A 12,912-nucleotide genomic window follows, 5' to 3' on the forward strand; every position below is an offset into this window, starting at 1 on the left:
GGTACTCTAACCAACTGAGCTACAACCGCTTGACTGCCGCCGTGACCGCTTGGCCGTGGCGTGAGAGGCCTTCTATGCGCAGCCCCCTGCCCCGTCAAGCGGTTTCGACCCCCGAATTCGCGCATTTTTTCATCCTGCCCGGAGAATCTAAAGTGGCGCATTGGTCACGGGTTGGCCGCCGTATTTCACGCAAATGTCAATTCACCTTGCGATTCCACGGATCGCCCGGCTTTTCTCGTATGGTCTGCACGCCCCAAGCCTAGCCAAGGTCGTATCATGTCTGAATTTTCTCGCCGGACATTCCTGTCCGCCGGCACTGCTGCTGTTGCCCTTCTGCGCCCCGATTCACTCTGGGCGGCCCCCAACATCGCCTTGCCAGGGGACGTGACAAAAACGGACCCGGTCACGGTCACAGCCGTAAACACATCCTCACCAGTTGTTGCAATGACGTTCGATGACGGGCCGCATCCGACCCTGACCCCACTGCTTCTTGATATCCTCAAAGCCCGTGGTCTGCGTGCCACGTTTTACCTTATAGGTCGAAGAGTGGTGACATGGCCGGATATTGTCAAGCGCATTGCAGACGAGGGGCATGAGATCGGCAACCACAGCTGGTCACACCCCAACCTGGCGGGCTATTCGAACGCGGGCGTCCTCAGCCAGATCGACCGGACCTCGGACGCGATCTTCAAGGTGACGGGCCGCCCGCCGGTCACCTTCCGCCCGCCCTACGGCGCATTTACCCAGCGCCAGCGTGTGATGCTGCACAACACGCGCAAGCTGCCGACGATCCTGTGGTCCGTGGATCCGCAGGACTGGCGCCGGCCCGGCGCCAGCGTGGTGGCCAGTCGGATTCTGTCGCACTCGCGTCCCGGCGCCATCATCCTGACCCACGACATCCAGCACGGCACGGTGCGCGCCATGCCGCGGACCTTGGACGGGCTGACGGCGCGTGGCATCAAGCTGGGGACGATGAGCCAGATGATGGGCTGGCCGCTCTGGCAGAGCCGGAATTTCGTCCAGACCGCCTCGGCCGGCTGAGCCGGTCAGTCACCCGCGGAAAGACGCGCCGAGATCTCTTCGATCTCGGCAGCCAGCAGCAACATGCGCGTCACGGGAGCGCCGTCTCCGTTGCCGGTCATGACTTAGGCCGCATGTTCCACGAGTTCCGCCACCGTCTTCAGAATATCGGGAACGGCAACCGCCTCTGTCGCGTTGCGCGTTTCCTCGACCATGCGCCGGAAGTCGCCCGGTGCGGGGGTCACATCAGTCGGAATCATCTGCAAGTGGGGCATCGGGAATCCCATTGGTTAACACGGGAGGCAAGAAAGTGCCCTTACTGGTGCGATCAGCGTGCAGACCTCAGAAGTTGACTCCACAATGGATTTTTTCGACGCCGCATTTTCTTTCACCCTGATGGTTGCGCCGCACTGACCGCCCCTAGTCCGGCAAGGGAATGAACTCGCCGTCATCCCCCGGCGGCAACTGAAAGCGGCCATGCTCCCAATCGCCGCGCCGCCAAGCCTCTTTCGCCTCTTCGATGCGCTCTTTCGAGGAGGCGACGAAGTTCCACCAGATGTATCGGCTCCCCTCCAGGGTGGCACCGCCCAGCAGCATGAGCCTGGCACCGGCGCCCCCTGCCCGGAGGGACACGCGGTCGCCGGGCCGAAACACCATCATCTGGCCCGCCTCGTAGCGCGTTCCGGCAACCTCGATGGCGCCCTCGACGACATAGACACCCCGGTCCTCATGTTCATCGGGCAGCGGCAGAGAGGCCCCCGGCTGCAGTACCGCATCGGCATAGAACATCTCTGACGGGGTCCGCACCGGCGCGCGTTCCCCCCAGGCGTTGCCAAGGATCAGGCGCACCTGCTTGCCCTCACCATCCAGAACGGGCAGCGCGTCTGCCGGCGCATGGATGAAGTCCGGCGCGCTGTCCTCCTGGTCCTTGGGCAGGGCGACCCATGTCTGGATTCCGAAAAAGGGCATCGGCTCGGCCTGTGTGGCATCATCCGTGCGTTCCGAGTGGGTGATCCCCTGCCCTGCCACCATCCAGTTTACGGCACCCGGCTCGATCCACTTGTCCGTGCCCAGAGAGTCACGGTGATGCATCCGGCCCCGGTAGAGGTAACTGATCGTCGCCAGCCCGATATGGGGGTGCGGGCGCACATCCAATCCACGGGTCGGCAGGAACTCTGCCGGGCCCATCTGGTCGAAGAAGATGAAGGGCCCCACCATCTGCCGACGCGGCGCCGGCAAGGCACGGCGCACCTCGAACCCGCCCAGATCGCGGGCACGGGGGATGATGACGGTATCGATGCTGTCCACGGCATCGCCGGTGGGACATTGCGGATCAAGCGCGGGGTTCCAGCTCATCTCGGGTCCTCCTGTCTGGTGAAGTGCAATATAGCCCTCGAACCATCGAACGATACACCGATCAAATCGGCGCGTATGTGCATTTTTGCACAACCAGCGCCCGGGACAGGGTCCTTGCGCGCACTCAGCCCGCGCCTTGCTGTAAGGCGCGGGCCTTGCTAGGGCTGTAATGGCTCTGAAGGGAGGGCCGCATGGACGACAGCCTTGAACCACTGCCCGGAATGATCCGTTTTGGCTGGGAGGAGTGGGTCTCGTTACCCGATCTCGGTTTGCCCGCCCTGCGCGCCAAGGTCGACACCGGCGCCCGCACCTCGGCCCTGCATGCCTTCGACATCGAGACCTTCGGCCCGGCCTCGGCGCCCAAGGTGCGGTTCACCGTCCACCCCGTGCCCGGACGTGACGACCTGGTGATTCCCTGTTCGGCCCGGATTATCGACCGCCGCACAGTCACCTCGTCGAACGGCGAATCCGAATCCCGCTATGTCATCGCATCCACCATCCGCGTCGGCGACGAAAGCTGGCGGATCGAGATGACACTGACCGATCGCTCGACGATGGCGTCGCGCATGTTGCTGGGCCGAGAGGCGCTCAAGGATCATATCACCATCGTGGCCACCGACCGTTTCCAGCAGCCAAAGCTCAGCTACGACGTCTACACCACCGCGCGCGTTCGCCAGGCGGCGCCGAACCGGGCACTGCGGATCGCGGTGCTGAGCCGTGAGGACAATTATTCCACCCGCCGGCTTGTCGAAGAAGGCGAAAAGCGCGGCCATACCGTCGAGGTGATCGACACGACGCGCTGTTACATGGCGATCAACGCGCTTTCACCCGAGGTGCATTACGACGGCAAACGCTTGCCCCGTTATGACGCGGTGATCCCGCGCATCGGCGCCAGCGTGACCTCCTACGGCACCGCCGTGATCCGCCAGTTCGAGACCATCGGCACATTCTGCGTGAACGGCTCGGAGGGCATCACCGCCTCGCGCGACAAGCTTTATGCGCATCAGCTCATGGCGCGGCACAAGATCGGCATGCCCAACACCGCCTTTGCCGCCTCGCCCAAGGACACGCAGAGCCTGATGCGGTTGGTGGGCACCGCGCCCCTGATCGTCAAGCTGCTGGAATCGACCCAAGGTAAGGGCGTCGTCCTTGCCGAGACCAAGAAGGCGGCAGAATCGGTGATCGACGCCTTCCGTGGGCTCAAGGCGAATTTCCTGGTGCAGGATTTCGTCAAGGAGGCGGCGGGCGAGGACATTCGCTGTCTCGTCGTTGGCGGCAAGGTGGTGGCGGCGATGAAACGCACCGGGGCCGAGGGCGATTTCCGCTCGAACCTGCATCGCGGCGGTCAGGCGACGGTTGTCCGCATCACCAAGGAAGAGCGCGAAACCGCCCTGCGCGCCGCCCGCGCCTTTCGCCTGAACCTGGCGGGCGTGGACCTGCTGCGGTCCGAGGCAGGCCCCAAGGTGCTGGAGGTCAACTCCAGCCCCGGGCTTGAGGGGATCGAGACGGCGACCAAGAAGAACGTGGCCGAAAAGCTGTATGAGCACCTGGAATCCAAGGTGCGTCCCGCGCCGGTCAAACGCATCAGCAAGGCCGAGGACAGCTGACCCTGCAAGGGGTTCCGGTTAGTTCGGAAACAGGAACCCCACGATCCACCTGATGATCACGATCCAGAAGACCAGCCCAAGCATGGCACCCGGGAGAATCCACCAACCGTACCCCAGTGACCATTGCAGACGGTCGGTTCGATCGGTCTTTCTCTGGGCCTGCCGAAACTGGTCCCTGTCCGGATCAATGCTCAGAATAGACGTCAAGTTCGAAATTGTGATGATTGTTCTCACCAGTCCAAGCCAATCCAAGTTCGTGTTCGGAATTGCAGCGGACGAGTGTTTCCCGCGCAATCGCACCATGCGCGCACCAAACAGGCGCACACCCTGTAGTTGTATAACTAGAACTTTCTAACTTGTCACGGAAGATGCATATAAAATTCATCATATGGCCGCGACAGGAGATCGGCATACCGGCGGATTTTCGCCTCCGGCCTGATTTGACGGCTAGTCACAAGATGAAGACGCTCGCCGATCTTTCGTTGGATTGAGGTTCCATGCCCTTTACCGCGCCCGTCACTTTTCCTATATAATTGCTCAGCTATTCGGACACGAGGACCGCAATGACCGAGCAGAACACGCAGATGGAGGGCGCCCCGCTGATCGCGCCCTCAAGCACCGATCACCCGCTCTACGACACGGTGGTCGAGGCCTGCCGCACGGTCTACGACCCTGAAATCCCGGTCAATATCTACGATCTGGGGCTGGTCTACACCGTCGACATCAACGACCAGAACGAGGTCAACATCATCATGACCTTGACCGCGCCGGGCTGCCCCGTCGCGGGGGAAATGCCGGGCTGGGTCGCCGAGGCGGTCGAACCGCTGCCCGGTGTGAAGCAGGTCGATGTCGACCTGACCTGGGAACCGCCCTGGGGCATGGAAATGATGTCGGACGAAGCGCGGCTGGAACTAGGCTTCATGTAAGGCAAGCCTTTTCCCTTGCACAACACGACCGCAAAACGAAATCCTTGCATCTCCGCTATGCAAGGGTTTAATTTTGCGCATGTCCCAAACCCAAGCTCATGACTTTGCCAGCGTCCTGACCGGCGACCTTGTTGCCTCGCGCAGGCATGGGCCAGAGGTGCTGGACAAAGCGATGCAGGTGCTGGAACGCGTCAGCCGCGACTTTGGCGAGGACATCGGCGCGAAAGCCGTCTTTCAGCGCCATCGCGGCGACGGCTGGCAGCTGTTCCTGCCACTGGCCCAGCCTTCTCTGCGGGCCGCGCTGCGGATCCAGGCCGCGCTTGCCGCCACCGGGTCGCTGGCCACCCGGATCGGCATCGGCGTCGGACCCGCCCACATCCCCGATGACGGCGACCTCGCCGCCGCCTCCGGCGCGGCCTTCCATATGGCGGGCGACGTGCTGGCAGGATTGGCGCGCGGCACGCATCTGGCCCTGCCCCCAATTCCCGGCGCCCTGGGCGACGCGTTTGGCGCGCTCATGCTCTTTGTGGATCGTGAGGCACAGGGCTGGAACCGCACGCAGGGACAGGCCCTGTTCGAGGCGCTCCGCGTACAGACCCCAACTCAGGAAGATATCGCGCAGAAAGTCGGCGTGACCCGGCAGGCGGTCCAAAGCCGCCTCTCCGGCACCGCCCTTGACGCGCTGCAGGAAACACTGTGGGTCTACGAAAACCGCATCGACACGATCCGGGACAGCCTGTGATGCCCCCTGCACTCCCCGCTCTCGATCCAATGGCCGCGCAGAGTTTTGCCGCGCTGTTCCTGGCCCATGTGCTGGCGGATTTCGTCTTTCAAGGCCGCTGGATGGTCGACCGCAAGCGCAACTTCGGGGTCCTGCTGTTGCATGTGGGCGTGGTCTTTGTCCTCAGTTGGGGGGCGCTTGGCGGTGCCTGGGTCGTGGCGCTGATGGTGGCCCTGGCGCATTTCGCGATCGACGCGGTCAAAGCCTGGTCCCCGGCCCGCTGGCGCGACACGCTTGCCGCCTTCCTTTTGGACCAGGGCGCTCACCTGGTCACGCTGCTGGCCGCCGCCCTGTGGTGGCCCGCCGCCGCGCCCCAGGGGCTCTGGGCGCCCTGGTTGCCGCACCTGGTGGCGCCCGCGATCTTTGCCGCCGGGCTGATCACCACGGTCCTTGCGGGTGGCTATGTCGTGGGAATGCTGACCGCCCGGTTCGAGGTACCCCTGAAGGGCCTGCCAGAGGCCGGTCGTCTGATCGGCCAGCTGGAACGGGCGCTGATCTTTCTCTTTGTCACCATCGGCGAACCCACCGGAATCGGCTTTCTGATCGCGGCCAAGTCGGTGCTGCGTTTCGACACCGCCAAGGAGGATCACCGGGCCAGCGAATATGTCATCATCGGCACGCTGGCCTCCTTTGCCTGGGCGCTTGGCGCCAGCTACGGCACTTTGGCCCTGATGCAGATCGCCCAGCCCTGACAAAGCGTTACCGAAGTTTGTCAAAGCCGTCACGCGCCCGTTACCCTGCGCCCCGATGAGAAGGGCCTCTCAACAGGAGGTCCTTATTCATGAAGACGTTCACACTCGCCCTGGCTGGCGCAGCCCTGGCCGGCCCCGTCCTGGCCGAAACCCATGCCAATGCCTATGACGCCGGTCTCACATATGGTGTCCGCCCCGCCTACCTGGTGTCGCGGATGGAAGACGGCGCACTCAAGGACAAGCTGCAGTCCTGCCTGGGCAACACACCCGCGCGCACGCATTTCTCGGTTGGCCACCGTGGCGCGCCGCTGATGTTCCCCGAACACACGGTTGAATCGAACCGGGCCGCGGCGGGCATGGGCGCGGGCATCCTGGAATGTGACGTGACCTTCACCGCCGACCTGGAACTGGTCTGCCGCCACGCCCAGAACGACCTGCACACCACCACCGACATCGTGGCAGGCCCGCTGGCCTCCAAGTGCACCACGCCCTTCACCCCGGCCTCGGGCGATGCCAAGGCCAGCGCCGAATGCCGCACCTCGGACCTGACCCTGGCCGAGTTTAAGACCCTGACACCCAAGATGGATTCCGCCGATGCTTCGGCCACCACGGCAGAGGCCTACCTGGGCGGCACCGCCAACTGGCGCACCGACCTTTTCGTCAGCGGCGCGACCCTGATGACCCACGCGGAATCGATCGCCCTGTTCGACAGCCTCGGCGCCGATTTCACCCCCGAACTCAAGGCTCCCTCGGTCGAGATGCCCTTCAACGGCTTCACCCAGGCCGACTACGCGCAGAAGCTGATCGACGAGTACAAGGCCGCCGGCATCGACCCGTCGCGCGTCTGGGCCCAGTCCTTCGATCTGTCGGACGTGCTCTACTGGATCGAGAACGAACCCGAGTTCGGCAAGCAGGCGGTCTACCTGGATGATCGCTACGAGGCCTCGGACGACGACGAGGGGCTGATCGACCCGATGGACGCCGCCACTTTCAAGCCGACGATGGTCGAGCTGAAGGAGATGGGCGTCAACTACATCGCGCCGCCGCTGTGGATGCTGGTCACGCTGGATGACAGTGGCGCAATGGTGCCCTCGGTCTACGCCGAAGAGGCCAATGCCGCCGGCCTGGACATCATCACCTGGTCGCTGGAACGCTCCGGCCCGCTGACCTCGGGCGGCGGCTGGTACTTCCAGTCGGTCAAGGATGCCACGAACACGGACGGCGCCTATTTCGAGATCCTCGACGTTCTGGCCCAGCAGGTCGGCGTCAAGGGCGTCTTCTCGGACTGGCCCGCCACGACCACCTTCTATGCCAACTGCATGGGCCTCTGACCCACGCGCTTCGGCAACAACACATGTGTCGGGGCCGCCTTCTGGCGGCCCTTTCGCATTGGCGCCAATTCTCCGCTGTCACCCGGGCGGAAAAACAGGTACCGCATGGACACCTATTGATTGAACCCCATGCGACAGCCTCCCGCCTCTCCGCCCAGCCTGGTCACGCTTGTCCTGATGACGGTGCTGGGCATCGTCTCGGTCAACATGTTCCTGCCTTCTCTGGCGAACATGGCCCGCAGCTTTTCCATCTCCTACGCCACGGCCAGTCTCGCGATCTCGCTGTTCATGCTGATCACCGCCGGGCTGCAACTGGTCATCGGTCCGCTATCGGACCTCTATGGACGCCGCCCGGTGTTGCTGTGGTCGCTGGCCTTGTTCACCTGCGCCTCTCTCGGCACGGCGCTGGCGCCGGATTTCACCAGCTTCATGGTCTTTCGCGTGCTGCAGACTGCCGTCATCGCGGGCAACGTCCTGTCGCGCGCCATCGTGCGCGACACCTCGCCCCCCAGCGAGGCCACCAGCCGGCTGGGCACGATCGGCATGGCCATCGCGCTGGGACCGATGATCGCCCCCGTGATCGGTGGCGTCATGGACCAGGCCTTGGGCTGGCGGTCGACACTCTGGGCTTTCACCGGGCTGGGCGCAGCGCTGCTCTGGCTCTGCTGGGCAGACGTGGGCGAAACCAATCCACGCCGGGGACAGGGCTTTGCCGCCCATTTCCGGGCCTACCCCGCGCTGCTGACCGACCTGCGCTTCTGGTCCTACACGATATCGATGGGGCTGGGCATCGGCATCTTCTTTGCCTTTCTTGCGGGAACGCCCCTGCTGGGCGCAGCCTATTTCGACATTTCGGAAAGCACGGTCGGCGCGCTGATCGGCCTGCCCCCGGCGGGTTTCGTCATCGGCTCGTATCTCTCGCGCCGCCTGGGCGCCCGGGTGGCCCCGCCGCTGATGGTCCTGGCCGGGCGGCTGGTTTCGGTCGCGGGCCTTGGCGTCGCGCTTCTGCTCTGGACGCTTGGCCCCGGCAGCGCCTGGAGCTTTTTCCTGCTGATGCCGGTGATCGGCGTGGCAAACGGCCTCAGCACGCCCGCGGGCATGGCCGGAGCCATGTCGGTGCGCCCCGATCTCACCGGCAGTGCGGCGGGGTTGTCCGGCGCCGTCACCATCGGCTGCGGCGCGGCCATGACCTCTGTGTCCGGCGCCATTCTGGGGGCGACACCGGATCCGACGCGCCTGATCTGGCTGCTCTGGGGGTTGGCGCTTCTCTCGGTCCTGGCCGCCCTGCCCGCCCTGCGCCCGAACCGCCAGCCGGAACCGGTGGGCTAGACAGTCTGACCGGTCGATTGTTGTCGGAGTCAGCCCCCGTCAATCGCGGCGGAACTCCAGGTCCACGAAGGGTCCGACACAGGTTGGCGGCAGAACTAGGCTCCCTGCCAGCGCTGCGCCCTGAGCCCTTACGATTTCCGCAAGAACGATTTTGCGCAGGTAGGCCATTGGCTCTGTCACAAACCGCGCGGTGACGATGCGCGTGCGGTAGGGCGACAAGGGTTGCGGTTGCACGCCGACGAGAGCCTCATAAGACCCCGCAATCTCACTGTCCCGAGCGGCTTTCATCCCGGCGACCTCGGCTTGCCAGTCGGCCACTGCCTCGGGCCAGAGCACGCGCCGAAACTCCTTCAGCATCAGGTCGGCGACGATCACATCCACCACCAGCAGGCCATCTGCCTTGCGCGCTTCCCAGTCCTCGCGCCAGGCGTCCAGCTGCATCCGGTAGTAGAGCACCGTGGACGCCCGCTGCTGCACCTCAGAAATGGGCGGCATCAAGGGCATTCCATAGGCATCGGCGCGAGGCAGTTTCGTGTTTTTCTCAATGCGGCGCCCGTGCGCCCTCGGCATCTCCAGTCGCCGGTGATGACTGCGGCGCACCGCCTGGGGTGCGGCCCTGAACCTGTCGTCGATGCACTGCGCAACCCGATCCCATGCAGTGGGATTGACCTTCTCAAAGGCATGGGGATCGCTGCGGAACCCTGCCTCGACCATCTCCGTTTCGAACAGCCTGTCATCCGACCCGACGAATTTTCCGTGCGGTTGCCCGATCCACCTGGTTTCGACGGGATACGGCACATCGGTCGGCGCCACGCCGAAAGCGTCGAAATAAGGCTGCTGCCAGTCGAAAAAGACGGCACAGACATCGACCGGCGCCTCCTCGGCGCTGGACAAACCGCCCGAAATGACGGTCATGACACTGGCCAGCACCCCGAAAAATCGTTTCATCTCAACCCCGATCCGTGTTCCGAAACACCCGGCGACAACAGCGCGCGCCGGCTTCCTCTTGAGTAGACGCAGCCGCTCCCTTAAATCTTGGTTTGAAAGTGAGGTTTCACACATGTTTGGCATACCCGGTCAGTCCCCCGTGACGATCACCCCCACCGCCGTGACCCAGATCCGCAAGCTGATGGAGCGGGACGGTCGCTATGCGCTGCGCATCGGCGTCAAGAAAGGCGGCTGCGCGGGCATGGAATACACGATGGACTACGTCGACGGTTCCGAGGCCAACGACGAAGTGGTGGAACAGGACGGCGCACGCGTCCTGATCGCGCCGATGGCGCAGATGTTCCTCTTCGGCACGGAAATCGACTACGAGACATCGCTGCTCGAATCCGGCTTCAAGTTCCGCAATCCCAACGTGGTGGACGCCTGCGGCTGCGGCGAATCCATCAAGTTCAAAGACGTCGAGGAACTCTCTGCCGACCAGGGCAGCCAAGGGTGAGCGTCTCGGCCGAAGAGATCGCCTTTGCCCGCGATCTCTTTTCCGGCCTTGGAGACATCACCACCCGGCGCATGATGGGCGGGCTGTGCCTGTACCATCAGGGCACGATCTTTGCGATCCTGCACCCCGAGGGTGGTATCTTTCTCAAAGGCGCGGGCGGCTTCGTCGATCGGCTTGAGGACATGGGCTGCACGCGCTGGACCTATACCCGCAAGACGGGACAAAGCGCGGCCATGCCTTATTGGAGCCTGCCCGGCGCCGCTCTGGACGATCCGGAAGAGGCCGTCGCCCTGGCACGTGAGGCGCTGAACCACCTCTGACGCCCAAGTTCCCAGGCCCGTACCGGCGCCCCGTCTCACCCCGTCTTCAGGTGCAGGTATGTTTCGCTGAACCGCCGTTCCAGGTGCGCGCCCGCCGAAACCGCCTCCCCGGACCCGATCGGCGCCACGTTGGTCTCCCAGTCAGGGTTGAAGAACAGCGGCACCGAGATCCGCTCCTCCGCCGATCCCCGCACCCGGTGCAGCGTCGCCTTGACCCGCCCGCCGGTCCAGATTTCCAGCATCTCTCCGAAATTGATGATGAACTCCCCCGGATCGGCCCGCACCGGCAGCCAGTCGTCTTCCGGCGTCAGCACCTCCAGCCCGGGCACCCCGTCCGTCCCCAGCAGGGTCAGACAGCCGTAATCCGTATGCGCCCCGATGCCGAAGTCCTTTTCGCCGGCCCACCCCGGGCGCGGCGGATAGTAGTTGCCCCGAAGCAAGGCCATCGGCCGGGCGAACTTGTCGTCGAAAAAGCCCCTATCTTCGCCAATCGCCTCGGCGATCCCCCGCAACAGGTCCATCGCAACCGCCATAGCATCGCGGTAATAGGCTTCGATCACCTGGCGGAACCCGTCCGGGCGCTCGGGCCAGAGGTTCGCCGCATAGACCGACAGGCCGGTGTCCGGCGCCTCGAAACCACAGTCGAAGACCTGCTTGTAATCCGGGTTGGCCTCGGGGTCGACTTGCTCGCTCTGCGAGGCGCCCCAGCCGCGGTTCGACCCGGTCGCCGCCATGTCCACCGCGCGTTTCTCGGCCTCCGGCAGGTCGAAAAAGGCCCGGTAGGCCGCGAGTACAAACCGCATCCGCGCCGGGGAAATGCCGGTGTTGAAGACGGTCAGAAAGCCGCTTTCCTCGGCCCCGATCTTCAGCGCCGCCAGTGTTTCGGCGTCCCGCGCCGCGATCTTTGCCGCATCCAGTCTGGGGATCATCCGCCTCTCCCTTTGGTCGCCCTTTGTCACGAGGTCGCGCGCGCCGCAAGCGGGCTTGACGTCGCGCCGCGCCCGGTGACACTTGGCCCCGCAAAAAGGAGAGGCATATGCGACGCAAACTGGCCGCGGGCAACTGGAAGATGAACGGAACGCGCGCCGCGCTGGACGAACTGGCGGCGATGGGTGCCGCAGCCGAGGGCGCGGCCGAAATCCTGGTCTGCCCGCCCGCGACCTTGATCGCGGCGGCGGCCCAGTCCGCAAAGGGCATCGCCATCGGCGGCCAGGATTGCCACCCTGCCCAATCCGGTGCCCATACCGGCGATCTCTCGGCGCCGATGCTGGCGGATGCGGGCGCAAGCTATGTCATCCTCGGCCATTCCGAGCGCCGCGCCGATCATGGTGAGGATGACCAGTTGATCCGGGAAAAGACCCGCGCCGCCTGGGACGCGAACCTGACCGCCGTGGTCTGCGTCGGCGAGACACTGGACCAGCGCGAGGCCAACAACACGCTGGACATCATCGGCGGGCAACTGGCCGCCTCGATCCCCGACGGCGCTACCGCGCACCGGCTGGTGGTGGCCTATGAACCTGTCTGGGCCATCGGCACCGGCAAGGTGCCGACGATGGAACAGATCGGCGAGGTCCACGGTTTCATCCGCGCCCGTCTGGAGCGCCGCTTTGGCGCCGGGGTGGGACGGTCGACCCGCCTGCTCTACGGTGGCTCGGTCAAACCCGGCAATGCCGCCGAGATCTTTGCCGTCCCTAATGTCGACGGCGCGCTTGTCGGCGGGGCCAGCCTCAAGGCTGCGGATTTCCTGCCCATCATCGAGGCGCTGAACGCCGCCCCGATGGAGGCATAGGGCGCGCCAGCCATCCCCGAGACAAGAAAAAAGGGCCGGTTTCCCGGCCCTTTTGCTTATTCCGCTGTGCGGGCCTCGCAAAAGGCGGCCTCGAGCTGGTTTGTGGGTGGTGCACCCGCGCAGTTGATCTGCGGCCCCATCACGTTGTCCGGCAACACCGTCGAGATGATCGGGATGTATGTCACCATGATCAGGAAGACGAAGAGCACGGCCAGGAAGGGCAGCGCCGCCTTGACGACCCGCATCATCGGCATCCCCGCCACGCCGGAGGTCACAAAGAGGTTCAGACCGACCGGCGGCGTGATCATCCCGATTTC

General features: G+C 64.5%; 15 protein-coding genes. 10 read left to right on the forward strand and 5 right to left on the reverse strand.

Translation table 11 applies throughout. From position 1 onward, the window contains the following. Nucleotides 1-276 precede the first annotated feature (276 nt). Nucleotides 277-1,041, forward strand: a complete 765-nt coding sequence (locus PVW46_RS14185) for a polysaccharide deacetylase family protein (RefSeq protein WP_069211642.1) — start codon at nt 277-279, stop codon at nt 1,039-1,041. A gap of 104 nt (nt 1,042-1,145) precedes the next feature. Here the strand turns inward: PVW46_RS14185 and PVW46_RS14190 are convergent, their stop codons facing one another. After that, complete coding sequence (locus PVW46_RS14190) at nt 1,146-1,286, reverse strand: hypothetical protein (protein WP_274576316.1); 141 nt, start codon at nt 1,284-1,286, stop codon at nt 1,146-1,148. Nucleotides 1,287-1,440: 154 nt separating this feature from the next. After that, on the reverse strand, nt 1,441-2,376 hold the full coding sequence (locus tag PVW46_RS14195; protein ID WP_043145199.1) for a pirin family protein: 936 nt from the start codon (nt 2,374-2,376) through the stop codon (nt 1,441-1,443). A gap of 191 nt (nt 2,377-2,567) precedes the next feature. On the opposite strand from PVW46_RS14195, the gene rimK reads away from it, so the two are divergent. The 6 genes from rimK (at nt 2,568) to PVW46_RS14225 (ending at nt 9,042) form a co-directional block, all read left to right on the forward strand. Beyond that, on the forward strand, nt 2,568-3,983 hold the full coding sequence (rimK, locus tag PVW46_RS14200; protein ID WP_043145202.1) for a 30S ribosomal protein S6--L-glutamate ligase: 1,416 nt from the start codon (nt 2,568-2,570) through the stop codon (nt 3,981-3,983). 563 nt (nt 3,984-4,546) lie between these two features. After that, nucleotides 4,547-4,909 (forward strand): SUF system Fe-S cluster assembly protein, encoded by a 363-nt coding sequence (locus PVW46_RS14205; RefSeq protein WP_069211640.1) that lies wholly within the window; start codon nt 4,547-4,549, stop codon nt 4,907-4,909. 79 nt (nt 4,910-4,988) lie between these two features. Continuing rightward, on the forward strand, nt 4,989-5,651 hold the full coding sequence (locus PVW46_RS14210; protein ID WP_069211639.1) for a hypothetical protein: 663 nt from the start codon (nt 4,989-4,991) through the stop codon (nt 5,649-5,651). Then, on the forward strand, nt 5,651-6,382 hold the full coding sequence (locus PVW46_RS14215; RefSeq protein WP_083242521.1) for a DUF3307 domain-containing protein: 732 nt from the start codon (nt 5,651-5,653) through the stop codon (nt 6,380-6,382). Before PVW46_RS14210 ends, PVW46_RS14215 begins: the two co-directional genes overlap by 1 nt. A gap of 89 nt (nt 6,383-6,471) precedes the next feature. Next, nucleotides 6,472-7,713, forward strand: coding sequence for a glycerophosphodiester phosphodiesterase family protein (locus tag PVW46_RS14220; RefSeq protein WP_083242520.1), 1,242 nt, complete (start codon nt 6,472-6,474; stop codon nt 7,711-7,713). Between the two features lie 129 nt (nt 7,714-7,842). Then, nucleotides 7,843-9,042, forward strand: a complete 1,200-nt coding sequence (locus tag PVW46_RS14225) for a multidrug effflux MFS transporter (protein WP_069211637.1) — start codon at nt 7,843-7,845, stop codon at nt 9,040-9,042. Between the two features lie 39 nt (nt 9,043-9,081). Here the strand turns inward: PVW46_RS14225 and PVW46_RS14230 are convergent, their stop codons facing one another. Then, complete coding sequence (locus PVW46_RS14230; RefSeq protein WP_139132451.1) at nt 9,082-10,104, reverse strand: hypothetical protein; 1,023 nt, start codon at nt 10,102-10,104, stop codon at nt 9,082-9,084. Between PVW46_RS14230 and PVW46_RS14235 the strand changes: the two genes are divergently transcribed. Both PVW46_RS14235 and PVW46_RS14240 read left to right on the forward strand, forming a co-directional pair. Continuing rightward, nucleotides 10,103-10,486, forward strand: coding sequence for a HesB/IscA family protein (locus tag PVW46_RS14235; protein WP_043145215.1), 384 nt, complete (start codon nt 10,103-10,105; stop codon nt 10,484-10,486). The two genes, PVW46_RS14230 and PVW46_RS14235, sit on opposite strands and share 2 nt — an antisense overlap. Then, the gene (locus PVW46_RS14240) at nt 10,483-10,806 is read left to right on the forward strand and encodes a TfoX/Sxy family protein (protein ID WP_069211635.1); all 324 of its coding nucleotides are present in this window, start codon (nt 10,483-10,485) and stop codon (nt 10,804-10,806) included. Before PVW46_RS14235 ends, PVW46_RS14240 begins: the two co-directional genes overlap by 4 nt. Nucleotides 10,807-10,841: 35 nt before the next feature. Here the strand turns inward: PVW46_RS14240 and PVW46_RS14245 are convergent, their stop codons facing one another. Then, nucleotides 10,842-11,735 (reverse strand): isopenicillin N synthase family dioxygenase, encoded by an 894-nt coding sequence (locus PVW46_RS14245; RefSeq protein ID WP_069211634.1) that lies wholly within the window; start codon nt 11,733-11,735, stop codon nt 10,842-10,844. A gap of 107 nt (nt 11,736-11,842) precedes the next feature. Here PVW46_RS14245 and tpiA point away from each other — a divergent pair, with 107 nt between their 5' ends. Continuing rightward, nucleotides 11,843-12,595 carry a triose-phosphate isomerase gene (tpiA, locus tag PVW46_RS14250; protein ID WP_069211633.1) on the forward strand — a complete coding sequence of 251 codons (753 nt, stop codon included), beginning with the start codon at nt 11,843-11,845 and terminating at the stop codon, nt 12,593-12,595. Between the two features lie 56 nt (nt 12,596-12,651). On the opposite strand, the gene PVW46_RS14255 is transcribed toward tpiA, so the two are convergent. Then, the coding region (locus PVW46_RS14255) for a TRAP transporter large permease subunit (RefSeq protein ID WP_274576323.1) at nt 12,652-12,912 on the reverse strand (261 nt) is incomplete at its 5' end.

Origin of the sequence: Mameliella sp. AT18 (assembly GCF_028807275.1) — a bacterium.
Lineage (GTDB): Bacteria > Pseudomonadota > Alphaproteobacteria > Rhodobacterales > Rhodobacteraceae > Antarctobacter > Antarctobacter albus.

What these genes read in the sequence shown, in the direction of transcription:
- PVW46_RS14185 (WP_069211642.1), top strand. Translation starts at nt 277, where the DNA reads ATGTCTGAATTTTCTCGCCGGACATTCCTGTCCGCCGGCACTGCTGCT.
- PVW46_RS14195 (WP_043145199.1), bottom strand. Translation starts at nt 2,376, where the DNA reads ATGAGCTGGAACCCCGCGCTTGATCCGCAATGTCCCACCGGCGATGCC.
- rimK (WP_043145202.1), top strand. Translation starts at nt 2,568, where the DNA reads ATGGACGACAGCCTTGAACCACTGCCCGGAATGATCCGTTTTGGCTGG.
- PVW46_RS14205 (WP_069211640.1), top strand. Translation starts at nt 4,547, where the DNA reads ATGACCGAGCAGAACACGCAGATGGAGGGCGCCCCGCTGATCGCGCCC.
- PVW46_RS14210 (WP_069211639.1), top strand. Translation starts at nt 4,989, where the DNA reads ATGTCCCAAACCCAAGCTCATGACTTTGCCAGCGTCCTGACCGGCGAC.
- PVW46_RS14215 (WP_083242521.1), top strand. Translation starts at nt 5,651, where the DNA reads ATGCCCCCTGCACTCCCCGCTCTCGATCCAATGGCCGCGCAGAGTTTT.
- PVW46_RS14220 (WP_083242520.1), top strand. Translation starts at nt 6,472, where the DNA reads ATGAAGACGTTCACACTCGCCCTGGCTGGCGCAGCCCTGGCCGGCCCC.
- PVW46_RS14225 (WP_069211637.1), top strand. Translation starts at nt 7,843, where the DNA reads ATGCGACAGCCTCCCGCCTCTCCGCCCAGCCTGGTCACGCTTGTCCTG.
- PVW46_RS14235 (WP_043145215.1), top strand. Translation starts at nt 10,103, where the DNA reads ATGTTTGGCATACCCGGTCAGTCCCCCGTGACGATCACCCCCACCGCC.
- PVW46_RS14230 (WP_139132451.1), bottom strand. Translation starts at nt 10,104, where the DNA reads ATGTGTGAAACCTCACTTTCAAACCAAGATTTAAGGGAGCGGCTGCGT.
- PVW46_RS14245 (WP_069211634.1), bottom strand. Translation starts at nt 11,735, where the DNA reads ATGATCCCCAGACTGGATGCGGCAAAGATCGCGGCGCGGGACGCCGAA.
- tpiA (WP_069211633.1), top strand. Translation starts at nt 11,843, where the DNA reads ATGCGACGCAAACTGGCCGCGGGCAACTGGAAGATGAACGGAACGCGC.